Here is a 15,925-nt window from a genome sequence, read left to right on the forward strand (position 1 = left end):
TTAAAACTCTTCTTCTACTTATCGGCAGAACTGCGCCAGACTATAGCCACTCAATGCGAAAAGCCAGTTCGGACTGATGTCAAAATGCCAATTGAAACCAAGGTGCCCGCTCAGGCCCCGCGTACGCTAGAGGCCTGGGTAAAGCTGCTAGAGAGTGTTCGCATCCCCGTGCCGAAGCACAGCTACGACCGGGTCATGGCTGCCATCCACGATAGCCGCCGCTCGCTGCGCGATATCGCCGAACTGATGCAGGATAGCCCGGCACTGGTGCTTTCGGTGATGCGCGAAGCGAATCACCCCACGAACGCCAGCCAGGCCGAGCCCGCCGAAAGCCTGGAGGTCGCCCTCAACCGCCTGGGCCTGGAGCGCAGCGAGCAACTGCTCAAGCGCCTGCCCTCGCTGCCCGTCGAAGAAATCCCGCCCGTGCTCAGCCAGTTCCAGCTGATCAGCCAGCATGCCTCGCAGCAGGCCAGCGGCCTGTTCGCCAGCCGCCTGGCACGGCTGTGGCAGGAAATTCACTGGGGCAGCCTGCTTTTCCTGTCACCCCTGTGGCCGCTGGCACTGGCCTACCCCAAGCTGCTCGACACCTGGGAGCTTCGAGTTATCCACAAGGGCGAGGACGCCGCCCTGGTAGAGGAAGAGCTGTTTGGCGTGCGCATCATGGCGCTGTGCCAGACCATGGCGGAGTACTGGCGCCTGCCGCAATGGGTGACCCAGGGTTACCGCCTGATGCTGGAAGAGCGCGAACAACTGGCCATGGTGCTGAACATCGCCCGTGACGAAGACCTGCTCAGCCAGCAACACCGCCTGGACGCCGAGCCCGGCCTGCGCCGCTGGTTCAACCAGCCGGCCAACACCGTGCTGCTGGCCAACAACCTTGCGCTGGCGGCGCAGGTGGGCTGGGACAACCCGCACCTGCTGCGCTGGCAACTGCTGACTGCGCTGTACCTGCAAACTTCGCTGGAAGACGTGCAGCAGCAAGTACACCAGCAGGCTGCCGCCAGCGCCCGCCGCCACGCCAGGCATGCCCTGTTCCACCCGGCTGAAGCACTGATATGGCCTTGGCACCAGCGCCGCCCGCACCCGGACATGCTGGCCCCGCCGCCGCCCAGCAGCGACGACCTGGCGCGCTGGCGCAAGCTGTGCCAGGACCTGTTGGCCCAGCCCAGCCCGTTCACCAACACCGTGCACCTGGCCACCCAGGCCCGCGAAGCCCTGCTGGCCTGCGGCATGCAACGCCTTATGCTGCTGAGCCTGGACAAGGCCAGCGACTACCTGCGCGTTCAGCAGATTGCCGGCTTGCCCAAAGAAGCCGGGGCCCTGGCCCTGCAAGTGTCGCAAAACAAACTGCTGCAAAAGCTGATGGCCCAGGCCGGGCAGCTGCGCATCACCCCGGAAAACCACAGCCAGTTCTCGGCCCTGCTGCCGGCCCCGCTGCGTGCGCTGTTCCGCAGCGAGCACGTGCTGCTGCGCTCGCTGGCGGTGAACGACCAGGTACTGATGCTGATCGTGGCCGACCAGGGCTGCCGGCCTTTGGCCGATATCAGCGTGCAGGCCTTCGGCAAGACCGCACAATGCACCGAGCGGGCACTGTCGGTGTTTGCCAACCGCAAGGGCTGAGCCTTGCGCTACAATCGCCCCTCTTTCCACACTGGAGACCGTGGATGACTGACTTTTCCGGCCTGCCCCTGGTGATCGAAGCCGCGGACCTGCTGCCACGCCTGGATTCGCCACAGCTGATCCTGGTCGACTTGAGCAGCGCCAACCGCTATGTCAGCGGGCATATCCCCGGCGCACGCTTTGTCGAGGGCAAGCGTACCCAGCTTGGCCAGCCTCCTGCGCCCGGCCTGCTGCCGACCCTGGGCGAGCTGGAAAAACTGTTCAGCGAACTCGGCCACCGCGACGACGCCATCTACGTGGTGTATGACGATGAAGGCGGTGGCTGGGCAGGGCGCTTCATCTGGCTGCTCGACGTGATCGGCCACAAGGCTTGTCACTACCTCAATGGCGGTATTCAGGCCTGGCCGGCGGACAAGCTGTCCACCGAAGTACCTGCCAGCGGCAACAGCCCGGTGCACCTGCATATCGACAACGCACCCACTGCCACCCGCGAGTACCTGCAAAGCCGCCTGGGCGCCGATGACCTGGTCATCTGGGACGCCCGTGGCCCGCAGGAATTCAGCGGCGAGAAGGTACTGGCAGCCAAGGGCGGCCATATCCCCGGCGCGATCAACTTCGAGTGGACCGCCGGCATGGACCTCAACGACCACTTGCGCATTCGCCAGGACATCAAACAAGTCCTCGAGCAACTGGGCATCACCCCTGACAAGGAAGTGATCACCCACTGCCAGACCCACCGCCGCTCCGGTTTCACTTATCTGGTGGCCAAGGCCCTCGGCTACCCACGCGTCAAGGCCTACGCCGGCTCGTGGAGCGAATGGGGCAACCACCCGGACACGCCTGTAGAAGTTTAAGGAACCTGCATGAAATCCCGTTTGTTCATCATCAGCCAGTACCTGCTGCCGCACCACCTGCTGTCGCGGCTGGCCGGCTGCATCGCCGAGTGCCGCGCGCGCTGGTTCAAGAACGCCTTTACCGCCTGGTTCGCCAAGCGCTATCAGGTCAACATGTCTGAAGCCCTGGTCGAGGACTTGAGCGCCTACGAGCACTTCAATGCATTCTTCACCCGCGCCCTGAAGCCGGGTGCCCGCCCGCTGGACGAAACCCCGGGCGCCATCCTGTGCCCGGCCGACGGCGCCGTCAGCCAGCTCGGCCCGATCGAGCACGGCCGCATCTTCCAGGCCAAGGGCCACGGTTTCAGCGCGCAAGAGCTGCTGGGCGGTGACCCGGCCATGGCAGCGCCGTTCATGGGCGGCGAGTTTGCCACCATCTACCTGTCGCCCAAGGACTACCACCGCGTGCACATGCCGCTGGCCGGCACCCTGCGCGAAATGGTCTATGTGCCGGGCCGCCTGTTCTCGGTCAACCAGACCACCGCAGAGAACGTTCCCGAGCTGTTCGCCCGCAACGAGCGCGTGGTCTGCCTGTTCGACACCGAGCGTGGGCCGATGGCGGTGGTGCTGGTGGGTGCGATGATCGTCGCCTCGATCGAAACCGTGTGGGCCGGGCTGGTGACGCCGCCCAAGCGTGAGCTGAAGACCTACCGTTACGACGAAGCCAGCCGCGCGCCGATCCACCTGGAGAAAGGTGCCGAACTGGGCCGCTTCAAGCTGGGCTCGACCGCCATCGTGCTGTTCGGGCCGGAGCAGGTGAAGTGGGCTGAAAACCTGGGCGCGGGTTCTGCAGTGCGCATGGGGCAGCTGTTGGCTGCGCCTGCACAGGCTTGATTCAAGCTGCATGAAAAAGGCCCTGCTCATGCAGGGCCTTTTTATTGGGGCCGCTCTGCGGCCCTTCGCGGGCACGCCCGCTCCCACAATGCGTTGCACTTAACCTGTGGGAGCGGGCATGCCCGCGAAGGGCTGCAAAGCAGCCCCAGATTCCCGGGTCAGCCGCGGGCGTCGCGGTCGCGCAGGCCCAGCAGGTACAGCACGCCATCCAGCCCCAGGGTGGAAATGGCCTGCTTGGCCGACTGGCGCACCAGCGGCTTGGCGCGGAACGCTACGCCCAGGCCGGCCAGCGACAGCATCGGCAGGTCGTTGGCGCCATCACCCACCGCAATGGTCTGCTCCAGTTGCAAGCCTTCATCGTTGGCCAGCTTTTGCAGCAGTTCGGCCTTGCGCTGGGCATCGACGATCGGCTCGACAGCCACACCGGTCACCTTGCCGTCGACCACTTCCAGCTCGTTGGCGAACACATAGTCGATACCCAGGCGCGCCTGCACCTGGCGGGCAAAGTAGGTAAAGCCACCGGACAGGATTGCGGTCTTGTAACCCAGGCGCTTGAGCTCGGCGAACAGGTTTTCGGCACCCTCGGTCAGGCGCAGCGAGGCACCGATTTCGTCCAGCACCCCCACATCCAGGCCCTTGAGCAGCGCCATGCGCTCCTTGAAGCTGGCGCGGAAGTCCAGCTCACCGCGCATGGCGCGCTCGGTGATCGCGGCCACCTGCTCACCCACGCCGGCCGCCTTGGCCAGTTCGTCGATGACTTCGGCTTCGATCAGCGTCGAGTCCATGTCGAACACCGCCAGACGGCGGTTGCGGCGGAACAGGTCGTCCTTCTGGAAGGCGATGTCGATGCTCAGCGCCTCGGCCAGGGCAAAGAAGTCGGCACGCAGGGCCTGGGCATCGCTCGGCGCGCCGCGCACGGAGATTTCGATGGCCGCCTTGCCCTTGTCGGTCTCGGCATTAAGCGCCACGCGCGCCGACAGCCGTTCGATGCGCTCGATGGTGAGGCCGTACTGGCTGATCACCGCACTCACCCGCTGCAGTTGCTCGGGGGTGATCTTGCGGCTGAGCAGGGTGACGATGTGGCGCGCTTCACCCTGGCCGTCTGCCCAGTGCTGGTAATCCGCCTCGGAAATCGGCGTGTAGCGGGCCTGCAGGTTCAGTTCGTGGGCCTTGGCCTGCACGCTTTGCAGCAGGGCGGTAGCCACTTCGTTGTCAGGGATGTCGACCAGGATACCGAACGACAAAGTGCCGTGCATGACTGCCAGGCCTATGTCGAGGATGCTCACACCGCCCTGCAGCAGGACGCCGGTGATAGCGGCAGTGAGACCGGGACGATCCTCACCGGTGATGTTGATCAGGACGATTTCGCGCACAACCTGGCTCCGACTTCGATGAAAAATGCGCATTCTACCGACTTTCCGTGACCATCGGGCGCCAACGATACTTTGCCGACAAAACCCGGGTCGCTATACTGCCCCACACTTTCTGCCATTAAGAGCCGAGCTCAGTGAACCGGCCCACGCCCGTCAAACCAGACAATTTCTTCCTGATGATCTATCGCGCCCTCAGTCAACGTCGCGTGCCGCTGGCATTGCGCATCGCCTGCACCAACATCTTCCTGGTTGCGCTGGCGCTGGTGATCTATGCCTGCGTGATGGGCCTGCAGTTCAAGCAGGCCATGCACGAGCAGGCCGATGCCCTTGGCCAGAGCCTGACCACCCAGACCGCCACCTCGGCGACCGAGCTGCTGGTGTCCAACGACATCCTCAGTCTCAACGTGTTGCTGGGCAACCTGGTGAAAAACCCGTTGGTGGCCCACGCGGCAATCTACAGCGTGGACAACCGCATCCTCGCCGAAGCCGGCCAGCGCCCGCGCAACAGCCTGCTGGGCGAGGCCGAGGGCCTGTACCAGACCAAGATCACCTTCCAGGACGTGACGGCCGGGCAACTGCGCATCAGCCTGGACATGAGCCAGTTTCAGCAGCCGATGCTGATCAGCCTGCAGAGCATGGGCATCATGGCGGCTATCCTGCTGGCCCTGGCCCTCAGCCTGAGCCTGCGGCAGGGCCGCTTCATCACCCTGCCGCTGCTGCAGTTGCGGGTGTGGCTGCGTGACCCGCAACCCTATACCCCGGCCACCGACCGCCAGGACGAGATCGGCGACATCGCCCGCCAGTTGCATGCGCGCCTGGCCCCGCCGCCACCGCCGGAGCCAGAGCTGGAGGAAGAGGACGACGAGCAGTACGACGACTTCCACGAACCAGCGCCGGCCCCCAAGGCCGCGCCGCGCCCCAAGGTTGCCGCTTTGGCTGACGAGGATGACGACGAAGCCTTTGCCGGCCTGCTGGACGACGACACTGCGCCCAAAGCCGCCCCGGTCGAATCTGACGAGCCACAGTACAGCGCCGTACTTGCCGTGCAACTGGGCTCGCAGGAGCAACTGCGCCGCCTGCCGCGCACACGCCTGACCGAGCTGACCGACCGCTACCGCGATTGCCTGGAGCATGCGGCCTCGCTCTACGACGGTGAAACCCATACGCTCAACGACGGCAGCACCCTGGTGCTGTTCCACAGCCGCGACTGTGGCGAGGACTACCTGACCAACGCCATCTGCTGCGGTGAGCTATTGCGTGCCTTGGGCCATGCCCTGCAGATCGAAGTGGCCGACAGCGGCATCACCCTGCAGCTGCAACTGGGCCTGGTACTGGGCAACGACCTGCAAGGGCTGGAGCTGGTTGACCTGCTGATGGCCGAAAAGGCCCAGGACGCCCTGGCGCTGTCGCAGCACAGCCGCAACCTGTTGCTGGTGGAGCGGCAGATCAGCGATGACGCGCTGATTCGCCAGCGTGCCCGCATTCGCCCGATTGCCAGCCCTGAGGGCGCCTGCTGCGTGGAGCGTTTGATGGAGCCTTACCCGTCAATGCTGGAACGGCAACTGGCCCGCATGCACGAGCGCCGGACCTGACAGGCATATGCTGTACCCCTGTAGGAGCGGCCTTGTGTCGCGATGGGCTGCACAGCAGCCCCGGGCTTGAGCGGTGTGGCACACATAGTTGGGGCCGCTCCGCAGCCCATCGCGACACAAGGCCGCTCCTACAGGGACCGCGCCGAGCTTCAGACTGGTTTATTGCAGACACAAAAAAGCCCGCAGAGATGCGGGCTTTTTTGTGGGTGGCAGTTCGATCAGAACCGATAAACTTCCATATCGGTGCGAATCGGCGAGGCCATCGGGATCTTGGATTTCTCCGGCTCTTTCTTCACCTGCACCGGCGCAGCGGGCTTTTTCGGTGGTTCCTCGGCGATCGCCGGCTGGTTGGCCAGCGGCTTGACCGCGGTGCTCAGCTGTTCGGCCAGTTTCTGCAGCAGTTGGCCCTGGGCCTGCACCTGCGATGCCTCGCTGCCCTGGTGCGGCTGCTCGAGGTGAATGATGCGGTTGTCACGTACATGGCCACGGCGGTCCAGCAGGCGCCATTGGGCATCCAGGACTGCCGGCTGGTTCGTGCCCGAGTCCAGGCGGGTGATCGACAGCAACACTTGCACGTCCGGGTTGAAGCCGGTCGTTGCCGGGGACAGCACCACACGCTGGCTGTCCAGGCGCCAGGCGAGCTGGCGCACCAAAAGCTGGTCGATATCCGACGAAAGGCTACCGGCCCAACGACCGTCGGTCGCGGAACTCAGGCTGCCGTCGGCCTGACGCTGCAAAAACGTTTCACGCTGAAGGTAATCGGCTACCGACACCGGGCCGAGTACCACGGCCATGCCTGCACTCTGCGAAGGCTGGCCAGGATCACCACTGTCGAGCTGGTACAGGGCAACCGGCTGGTGCATGGTGCACCCGCCAAGGCCCAGCAGGCCAGTCATCAACAGCGCAAATGGAAGGCGCAGAAGTTTCATCATCCCATCCAGGCGGTCGCCTACAGGCCACCGCAGTGATACATATAGATTCAAACGGGCACACGACTACGCCGGCACCACAAGGGCCATATCATCCGCGAAATAGCCGTCCGACTCCAGCATTTCTGCCCGGAACGGCGCTGAAATTGCCGTTCCAGACATTTCTGCCGGTTACGCCGGCACTTCCACCTGCAACCCATCGACGCGCTGGAAGCCGCGTGGCAGCTTGCTGCCTCGCCGTCCGCGCTCGCCCTTGTAATGCTCCAGGTCGTCCGCTTTCAGAGACAGGGTACGCTTGCCGGCTTGCAAGACAAGGGTCGCGCCTTCGGCAATCACGGCAAGATCGGTGACAAATTCTTCACGGCTGGCTACCCGGTCGCCCGGTACGCCAATGATCTTGTTGCCCTTGCCCTTGCCCAACTGCGGCAAGTCGCTGACCTTGAACACCAGCAGGCGGCCTTCGGTGGTCACCGCGGCCAGCCAGTCCTGCTCGCGATTGGCCACCGGGCGCGGGGTCATGACCTTGGCGCCATTGGGCAGGCTGAGCAAACCCTTGCCGGCCTTGTTCTTGGCCTGCAGGTCTTCGCCCTTGACCACGAAGCCGTAGCCCGCATCCGACGCGACCACATACAGCGCGTCATCCTCCGGCAACAGCACACACTCGAAAGTGGCCCCTGGTGGTGGCGTCAGGCGGCCAGTCAGTGGCTCGCCCTGACCACGCGCCGACGGCAGGGTGTGAGCAGCCACCGAGTAGCTGCGGCCCGTAGAGTCGATGAGCACGGCAAACTGGTTGGAACGCCCGGCTGCGGCGGCCTTGAAGCCATCGCCGGCCTTGTACGACAAGCCGGTGGCGTCGATGTCGTGGCCTTTGGCACAACGCACCCAGCCCTTCTCCGACAGCACCACGGTGACTGGCTCGGTCGGCATCAGTTCGTTTTCCGACAGGGCCTTGGCTTCGACACGCTCGACGATCGGCGAACGGCGCGCATCGCCGTAGGTTTCGGCATCCTTGATCAGTTCGCTGCGCACCAGCTTGCGCAGCTTGGCCTCGCTGCCCAGCAGCGCCTGCAGCTTGGCTTGCTCCTTGAGCAGTTCGTCCTGCTCGCCGCGGATTTTCATCTCTTCCAGGCGCGCCAGCTGACGCAGGCGAGTCTCGAGGATGTACTCGGCCTGGATTTCGCTCAGCTCGAACCGGGCAATCAGGGCCTGCTTGGGGTGCTCCTCGGTACGGATGATGTGGATCACTTCATCCAGGTTGAGGAATGCGGTGAGCAAACCATCCAGCAGGTGCAGGCGCCGTTCCACCTTGTCCAGGCGATGCTGCAGCCGGCGGCGAACGGTGTTGGTGCGAAACTCCAGCCACTCCACCAATATCGCACGCAGGTTCTTCAACTGCGGGCGGCCGTCCAGGCCAATGATATTGACGTTGACCCGGTAGCTGCTCTCCAGGTCGGTGGTGGCGAACAGGTGCTGCATCAGTTCGTCGGCATCCACACGGTTGGAGCGCGGGATGATGACGATGCGGCACGGGTTCTCGTGGTCGGATTCGTCACGCAGGTCGGCGACCATTGGCAGTTTCTTGGCCTGCATCTGTGCGGCGATCTGCTCCAGCACCTTGGCCCCGGAGACCTGGTGCGGCAGTGCAGTCACAACGATGTCGCCATCCTCGATGCGGTAAACGGCACGCATGCGGATCGAGCCGCGGCCGCTTTCGTACATCTTGAGGATTTCTGCCCGTGGCGTGATGATTTCTGCCTCGGTCGGGTAATCCGGCCCCTGGATGTGCTCGCACAGCTGCTCGATGGTGGCCTTGGGCTCGTCGAGCAGGCGCACGCAGGCGCTGGCCACTTCACGCAGGTTGTGCGGCGGCACGTCGGTCGCCATGCCCACGGCGATACCGGTGGTGCCGTTGAGCAGGATGTTGGGCAGGCGCGCCGGCAGCACGGCCGGCTCCTGCAAGGTACCGTCGAAGTTCGGCACCCAATCCACGGTGCCTTGGCCCACTTCGCTGAGCAACACTTCGGCGTAGCGCGACAACCGCGCTTCGGTATAACGCATGGCGGCGAACGACTTCGGATCGTCCGGCGCACCCCAGTTGCCCTGGCCGTCGACCAGGGTGTAGCGGTAGCTGAACGGCTGCGCCATCAGCACCATGGCTTCGTAGCAGGCCGAGTCGCCGTGGGGGTGGAACTTGCCGAGCACGTCACCGACGGTACGCGCCGACTTCTTGTGCTTGGCATCGGCATCGAGCCCCAACTCGCTCATGGCATAGACGATGCGTCGCTGCACCGGCTTCAGGCCGTCGCCAATGTGCGGCAAGGCGCGGTCCATGATCACGTACATGGAATAGTTGAGGTAGGCCTGTTCGGTGAAGTCAGCCAGCGAGCGGCGTTCGACGCCGTCCAGGCTGAGTTCCAGTGAGTCGCTCATGCGGGCCTCGTCATTTCAGGTTCTGGCGCAACAGCATGGTGCCGCCGCGCTGGGTAAATTCAAGTTGTTTCAGGGCACTCATGCCCAGCAGTACGATGGGCCCGTCCAGGCCCGGCACCACGGTGGCGCGTACGTCCTGCAGGCGGATATCGCCCAGTTGCAGGCTGGCCAGGCGCGTGCGGTAGCCTTCGGCGCGGCCATTGGCGGTGCTGAGCAACACCGGGCTGCCACGCTCAAGGTTCAGGTCACGGGCCAACGCCTCGGGGATCGCCACATCGGTGGCGCCGGTGTCGAGCATGAAATGCACCGCCTGGCCGTTGATGGCGCCATCCACCATGAAGTGGCCCTGGCCGTTGCCCAGCAGGCGCACTTCGACAAAGCCCTCGCCGTGTTCGGATTGCACCTGGGCATTGGGGTTGAGCTTGCTGTCTTCCCACTGGCCGAAAAAGCGCGTGGCAAGGAACATCCCCGCCGCCCAGGCGAGGATCATCAGCACCCTGCCCGCCCGCTTGCCCGGCGCCTGGTTCATGGCTTGGCGCTCCAGCCACCTTCCGGTGCATCGAAGCGCCAGACGATCGGCCGGGTCTCGCCATCGGCGCGGGCGCCGTTGTTGTTGTCCAGGCCGATCCAGGCGCCCTTGGCATCGATCACAAGGGCTTCGGCCAGGCCGAACGGTTGCGGGTAACGGCGCGCCTCGACCAGGGCGTCGGCAGCAAACGACCAACAGCGCTCGACCTTGCCGCTGTCGGTATCACGCCGGCAAACCCGGTAGGCATTGCGTTCGAGGGTGAACAGCTTGCCTTCGAACCAGGCCAGGTCGGCAAAATCGCGCGACAGTGCCCGGGCATTGGGCATTTGCGCCGGCTGCATCTCGACCCCGGCCTCGCTCAGCAGCACACAGCTGCGTCCGCAGGTCCACACCGATTGCTGGCGCTCGATGGCCACCAGGCCACGGCGCTCGCGTTCGGCAGCCAGCCACAGGCGATCGCCCGCCGGGTTTATCGCCAGGCCTTCGAACAGGGCATTGAAGTTCAGCAGCATGCCGCTGGCGCGGGCCTGGCGCACCATGGCCGGGTCGATCTTCAACCAGTCCGGCTCGCCTTCCAGCGGTAACTGCAACACGGCGGCATGGGCTTCGCTGGCCAGGTACAGGTTCCCCGCCTGGTCACAGGTGATACCTTCGAAATCCAGCTCGCCCCCGCGAATGTACGACGCCGCCCAATTTCGCGACTTCAGGCCCCACGGCAGGCCGCTTTCCGGCGGCGATGGCGGGGTAAAGGTCAGCGGTTGGGCGCGCCAGGTCGGGTTCTGCTGATCGAAGCGGTAGATGCGGTCGTCGTCGCGGTCGGACACGCCCCACAGCCCGCCCCGGCATTCCACCAGGCCGGACAGGTTGCCACCGCGCATGCCGTCGATCGGGTGCTCGGCACTCAGCTTCAGCTCCGGCCAGTTACCCGCCAAGGCAGGCAAGGCAACCAGCGCAAGGCAAACGGCAAGTACCTGCCGAATCAAACCATGACCTCAGCCAGGTTGCCTTTGGTCTCCAGCCAGCTCTTGCGGTCACCGGCGCGCTTCTTGGCCAGCAGCTTGTCCATCAGCTCGCAGGTGGCCTCAACGTCGTCCAGGGTCAGCTGCACCAGGCGCCGGGTGTTCGGGTCCATGGTGGTTTCACGCAGTTGCGGCGGGTTCATCTCACCCAGGCCCTTGAAGCGGGTAACCTGCGGTTTGCCGCGTTTCTTCTCGGCCACCAGGCGGTCGAGGATGCCGTCACGCTCGGCTTCGTCGAGGGCGTAGTAGATTTCCTTGCCCAGGTCGATGCGGTACAGCGGCGGCATGGCCACGTACACATGCCCGGCCTCGACCAGCGCCCGGAAGTGCTGGACGAACAGTGCGCACAGCAGCGTGGCGATGTGCAGGCCGTCGGAGTCGGCGTCGGCGAGGATGCAGACTTTGCCGTAGCGCAGTTGCGCCAGGTCTGTGGCACCCGGGTCGACGCCGATGGCCACGGCGATATTGTGCACTTCCTGGCTGGCCAGGACTTCGCCACCGTCCACTTCCCAGGTGTTGAGGATCTTGCCGCGCAGCGGCAGGATCGCCTGGAACTCCTTGTCCCGTGCCTGCTTGGCCGAGCCACCTGCCGAGTCACCCTCGACCAGGAACAGTTCGGCACGCATCGGGTCCTGGCCGGCGCAATCGGCCAGCTTGCCAGGCAGTGCCGGGCCCTGGGTGATGCGCTTGCGCTCGACCTTCTTGCTGGCTTTCAGGCGGCGCCCGGCGTTGCTGATGGCCAGCTCTGCCAGTTGCATGCCCAGCTCGGGGTGGGCGTTGAGCCATAGGCTGAAGGCGTCCTTGACCACCCCGGAGACGAACGCAGCCGCCTCGCGCGAGGACAGGCGCTCTTTGGTCTGCCCGGAGAACTGCGGCTCCTGCATTTTCATCGACAGTACGAAAGAAATGCGCTCCCAGATGTCCTCTGGCGCCAGCTTCACGCCACGCGGCAGCAGACTGCGGAACTCGCAGAACTCACGCATGGCATCCAGCAGGCCCTGACGCAGGCCGTTGACATGGGTACCGCCCTGCGCAGTGGGGATCAGGTTGACGTAGCTTTCCTGGACGCTGTCGCCACCTTCTGGCAACCACAGCAACGCCCAGTCCGCAGCTTCCTTGTTGCCCGCCAGGCTGCCGCAGAACGGCTCGTCAGGCAGGCGCTGGAACTCGCTGACCGCATCGACCAGGTAAGAACGCAGGCCGTCTTCATAGTGCCACTCCACCTTCTCGCCAGTGGCCTTGTCCTCGAAGCTGACCAGCAGGCCCGGGCACAGCACGGCCTTGGCCTTGAGCACATGCTTGAGGCGGCTGATGGAGAACTTGGGCGAGTCGAAGTACTTGGGGTCGGGGCTGAAGTAGACACTGGTGCCGGTGTTGCGCTTGCCGACCGAGCCGACCACTTCCAGCTCGCTGGCCTTGAAGCCATCGGCGAACGTCATCTGGTATTCGTTGCCGTCACGCTTGACGCGCACGCGCACCTGGGTCGACAGGGCGTTGACCACCGAGATACCCACCCCGTGCAAACCGCCGGAGAACTGGTAGTTCTTGTTGGAGAACTTGCCGCCGGCGTGCAGCTTGGTAAGGATCAGCTCGACCCCGGACACGCCTTCTTCAGGGTGGATGTCCACCGGCATGCCGCGGCCATCGTCGCTGACCTCCAGCGAATGGTCGGCATGCAGGATGACCTGCACCGAACGGGCGTGGCCCGCCAGGGCTTCGTCGACACTGTTGTCGATGACTTCCTGGGCAAGGTGGTTGGGGCGGCTGGTATCGGTGTACATGCCCGGCCGCTTGCGGACCGGGTCAAGGCCCGAGAGGACTTCGATGGCGTCTGCGTTATAGGCGCTAGCGCTGGGATTGGCCATAGGGTCTCGTCGTCAGTCTGGTGAGTGCAAAAAAAGTCAAAATACAGAAAAATCGAGCGCCGCATACTGCCCGCGAGCAATGCCGGCAAAGGCCAGCAGGGCCGGCAGGCGCTCGGCGAAGCCCTGGAAACTGTGGTCGCCACCGGCCTGGATACGCAGGGCACATGCACGGTAATAGCGCTCGGCGTGGCGATAGTCCAGGGTTTCATCGGCGGTCTGCAGCCACACTTGATAGCGGCTGGCATCTACCGGGGCCGGCACTTCCAGCTCGGCCAGGGCCTGTACGTGATCATGGGTCAGTTCCCAGGTTTCACCGCTGTAGTGATTGCGCTGAGTGCCCAGGTACCCGTCGAAATGCTTGTGCGGCGTTACCGCAGGGTTCACCAACAGGGCCTTGAGGCCATGGCGCTCGGCCAGATGGGTGGCATAGTAGCCGCCGAGCGAACTGCCCACCAGCAGCGGCGCGCCGAGCTCGGCGATGGCCGCTTCCAGCTGGGCAATGGCCTGCCGCGGGTGGTGATGCAAGGCGGGCACGCGTAGCTGGGCCGACAGGCCCAGTTGCTGCATCACGGCTTCGAGCTGGCGCGCCTTGGTCGAAAGCGGCGAGCTGTTGAAGCCATGGATATAGAGGATGGAACCCGACATGCTGCCCCCGAAATCTGTGGCTTCGCGCCTGATGATGCGGGCGCAGGGACGCGCAGTGTAGCGCGTTCGCCGGGTTTTGACGCATTACAACGGGTTTCGCAATAATTTCTTCAAAATGCCAGTACCAGCCCCTGCGCAATCCCTGTGGGAGCGGGCGTGCCCGCGAAGCAGGCGACGCGTTGGATGGCACGGGCTTCGCCCGTGTTCGCGGGCACGCCCGCTCCCACAGGGATGGAGCAGGCCCGAATACCTCTAATAACCTGGGCTATCGAAGTCGAGCTTTACATCGAAATCCAGCGCCCGCTCCACTCCGGTTTCCAGCCGCCCGTCGGCATGCAGGCGCAACCAGCGGTACCCGGGCTGCTCTTCGCTCACCTTGAAGTCCTCGCTGCGTGGCGCGAACTGAATGCAGGTCGAAGGCGTAGCCAGCAGACGCCGGCCATCGCGCAGCTCATCCCATTCCTGATGCACATGCCCCCACAGCAACGCCCGCACCTGTGGATAAGCCTCGACGATAGCGAACAGGGCCTGGGCATTGCGCAAGCCGATCGGCGCGATCCAGGCGCAGCCGATGTCCACCGGCTGATGGTGGAAACACACCAGGCAATGCCGCTCGCCCGCCTCGTTCAAGGCGTTTTCCAGCACTGCCAGCTGGTCACTCTCCAGCAGACCGTGTGTCGCGCCATGCACCGCGGTGTTGAGCATGACAATCCGCCACGCCCCAATGTCCGTCACCGCCTGCACCAGCTCCGGGGCCACTTCGGCCATGACCCGGGCCTCGTCATGGTTGCCCGGCAACCAGCGGGTGGGCACGGCAAACGGCGCGGTCAGCTCACGGAACGCTTCATAAGAGGCAACGCTCGCGTCCTGGGACAGATCACCCGTGCACAACAGCAAGTCGACAAGCGGTTGCTCTCGTCGCACCTGGGCTACCACATGGCGCAGGCTGTCACGGGTATTGAGGCCCAGCATGCTGCCGGCGGGGTCGGCGAAAAGATGGGCGTCGGTCAGTTGTACAACATGTACAGGGCGCGTCTGATCTGGATGCATGTCAACGAACGCTTGCCAGTTCGTGGCCACAGGCCAGGCAGTGGCTCAGCCATTCACCGAGGAACAGGTTGAGCTGGGCCTTTTCGTCCGGCTGGTGCATGGCCTCGTTCGGATACGGGTAGATACTGCGCAGGCGCCGGGTGTGTTCGGCGCTGACCACTTCGGCCATGCGTGCATCGTGGTACACCTGCACTTCCAGGTGCGGCACCGGCAGCCACGGCAGGCTGTGTTCCTGGCGCACGTGCAGGGTGGTGGTGTACGGGCAGGCCAGCACCACGTCCAGCACCAGCACGCCGAGCATCTGGTCGCCCTGGGTCATGCCGATGCGGCGCGAGCTCTGGGTGGTGCGCATGTCGGGCAACAGGCGCATCAGCCGGGCGTAGTTAGCCTCGCAGGCAGCCTGCAGCCCGACCAGGTCGACTCGATAGCGCTCGCGCAGCAGGTTCACTTCCACATACCTCGTACTTCATCACGGTTCAGCGCCAGCCATTGCAAGCCGATGATAGTCGCCGCGTTGCAGATGCGCCCGTCGCGCACGGCCTGCAAGGCATCCTCGAACGACCACACGCGCACGCGGATGTCTTCGCCCTCTTCTTCCAGGCCATGCAAGCCCCCGGCGCCCTCGCTGGTGCAACGGCCCAGGAACAGGTGAACGTATTCGTCACTGCCGCCCGGCGACGGGAAGTACCGGGTCATCGGCCACAGGGCGCTGAACGTCAGGCCGGCTTCTTCCTCGGCTTCGCGGTGGGCGACTTCCTCGGGTTGCTCATCCTTGTCGATCAGCCCGGCAACCATCTCGATCAACCAGGGGTTGGCGACCTTGTCCAGTGCGCCGACGCGGAACTGCTCGATCAGCACCACTTCATCACGCAACGGGTCGTAAGGCAGTACACACACCGCATCGTGGCGCACAAACAGTTCGCGGCTGATCTCGCGGCCCATGCCACCGGCAAACAGCTCGTGGCGCAGGTGCACCTTGTCGAGCTTGTAGAAGCCCTGGAAGCAGTTGGCCCGCTTGACGATCTCGACCGCCTTGGGCACCGAATTCAACGTGTCTGACATGGAAATCCTCGTTACCTCAATTACCGCATCGCGCCATCCTACTCTGCACGCTTTCCCGTTTCATCCCTTTCTGGCAACCGTTCG

Annotated in this window: 14 protein-coding genes; 4 read left to right on the forward strand and 10 right to left on the reverse strand. The window is 64.5% G+C overall.

What is annotated here, in order from left to right; genetic code table 11:
* Positions 1 to 84 precede the first annotated feature (84 nt).
* From AK81_RS08125 to asd, 3 genes are read left to right on the forward strand one after another with little or no spacing between them, the layout of a single operon-like run.
* Entirely contained in the window at positions 85 to 1,620 is a 1,536-nt protein-coding gene (locus tag AK81_RS08125) for an HDOD domain-containing protein (protein ID WP_043198138.1), read from the forward strand.
* 44 nt (positions 1,621 to 1,664) lie between these two features.
* Entirely contained in the window at positions 1,665 to 2,474 is an 810-nt protein-coding gene (locus AK81_RS08130; RefSeq protein WP_043198139.1) for a rhodanese-like domain-containing protein, read from the forward strand.
* A 9-nt stretch (positions 2,475 to 2,483) separates the two neighbouring features.
* A complete protein-coding gene (asd, locus tag AK81_RS08135; protein ID WP_043198141.1) occupies positions 2,484 to 3,347 on the forward strand; it encodes an archaetidylserine decarboxylase in 864 nt (287 codons plus the stop codon).
* Positions 3,348 to 3,505: 158 nt separating this feature from the next.
* On the opposite strand, the gene serB is transcribed toward asd, so the two are convergent.
* Positions 3,506 to 4,720, reverse strand: coding sequence for a phosphoserine phosphatase SerB (gene serB, locus AK81_RS08140; protein ID WP_043198142.1), 1,215 nt, complete (start codon positions 4,718 to 4,720; stop codon positions 3,506 to 3,508).
* 134 nt (positions 4,721 to 4,854) lie between these two features.
* Here serB and AK81_RS08145 point away from each other — a divergent pair, with 134 nt between their 5' ends.
* The gene (locus AK81_RS08145) at positions 4,855 to 6,312 is read left to right on the forward strand and encodes an AhpA/YtjB family protein (protein WP_043198143.1); all 1,458 of its coding nucleotides are present in this window, start codon (positions 4,855 to 4,857) and stop codon (positions 6,310 to 6,312) included.
* A 218-nt stretch (positions 6,313 to 6,530) separates the two neighbouring features.
* Here the strand turns inward: AK81_RS08145 and AK81_RS08150 are convergent, their stop codons facing one another.
* The 9 genes from AK81_RS08150 to AK81_RS08190 all read right to left on the reverse strand — a co-directional run bounded on the left by AK81_RS08150 (position 6,531) and on the right by AK81_RS08190 (position 15,841).
* Positions 6,531 to 7,241 (reverse strand): PqiC family protein, encoded by a 711-nt coding sequence (locus tag AK81_RS08150; RefSeq protein WP_043198145.1) that lies wholly within the window; start codon positions 7,239 to 7,241, stop codon positions 6,531 to 6,533.
* A 171-nt stretch (positions 7,242 to 7,412) separates the two neighbouring features.
* The gene (gene parC / locus AK81_RS08155) at positions 7,413 to 9,671 is read right to left on the reverse strand and encodes a DNA topoisomerase IV subunit A (protein WP_043198146.1); all 2,259 of its coding nucleotides are present in this window, start codon (positions 9,669 to 9,671) and stop codon (positions 7,413 to 7,415) included.
* A 10-nt stretch (positions 9,672 to 9,681) separates the two neighbouring features.
* Positions 9,682 to 10,200 (reverse strand): retropepsin-like aspartic protease family protein, encoded by a 519-nt coding sequence (locus tag AK81_RS08160; protein ID WP_043198150.1) that lies wholly within the window; start codon positions 10,198 to 10,200, stop codon positions 9,682 to 9,684.
* Positions 10,197 to 11,183 carry an esterase-like activity of phytase family protein gene (locus AK81_RS08165; RefSeq protein WP_043198151.1) on the reverse strand — a complete coding sequence of 329 codons (987 nt, stop codon included), beginning with the start codon at positions 11,181 to 11,183 and terminating at the stop codon, positions 10,197 to 10,199. The genes AK81_RS08160 and AK81_RS08165 overlap by 4 nt, the downstream gene beginning before the upstream one ends.
* Positions 11,180 to 13,084: a DNA topoisomerase IV subunit B gene (gene parE / locus AK81_RS08170; RefSeq protein ID WP_043198153.1), complete on the reverse strand. Its 1,905-nt coding sequence runs from the start codon at positions 13,082 to 13,084 to the stop codon at positions 11,180 to 11,182. The genes AK81_RS08165 and parE overlap by 4 nt, the downstream gene beginning before the upstream one ends.
* A 36-nt stretch (positions 13,085 to 13,120) precedes the next feature.
* A complete protein-coding gene (locus AK81_RS08175) occupies positions 13,121 to 13,729 on the reverse strand; it encodes a YqiA/YcfP family alpha/beta fold hydrolase (RefSeq protein WP_012274480.1) in 609 nt (202 codons plus the stop codon).
* 252 nt (positions 13,730 to 13,981) lie between these two features.
* Positions 13,982 to 14,779: a 3',5'-cyclic-AMP phosphodiesterase gene (cpdA, locus tag AK81_RS08180; protein ID WP_043198155.1), complete on the reverse strand. Its 798-nt coding sequence runs from the start codon at positions 14,777 to 14,779 to the stop codon at positions 13,982 to 13,984.
* Position 14,780: 1 nt separating this feature from the next.
* Positions 14,781 to 15,233 carry a DUF1249 domain-containing protein gene (locus AK81_RS08185; protein ID WP_016501905.1) on the reverse strand — a complete coding sequence of 151 codons (453 nt, stop codon included), beginning with the start codon at positions 15,231 to 15,233 and terminating at the stop codon, positions 14,781 to 14,783.
* The gene (locus tag AK81_RS08190) at positions 15,224 to 15,841 is read right to left on the reverse strand and encodes an NUDIX domain-containing protein (protein ID WP_033701837.1); all 618 of its coding nucleotides are present in this window, start codon (positions 15,839 to 15,841) and stop codon (positions 15,224 to 15,226) included. The genes AK81_RS08185 and AK81_RS08190 overlap by 10 nt, the downstream gene beginning before the upstream one ends.
* Positions 15,842 to 15,925: the final 84 nt, after the last annotated feature.

The sequence above is a fragment of the Pseudomonas putida W15Oct28 genome, from assembly GCF_000708715.2.
Taxonomy (GTDB): Bacteria; Pseudomonadota; Gammaproteobacteria; order Pseudomonadales; family Pseudomonadaceae; genus Aquipseudomonas; species Aquipseudomonas putida_R.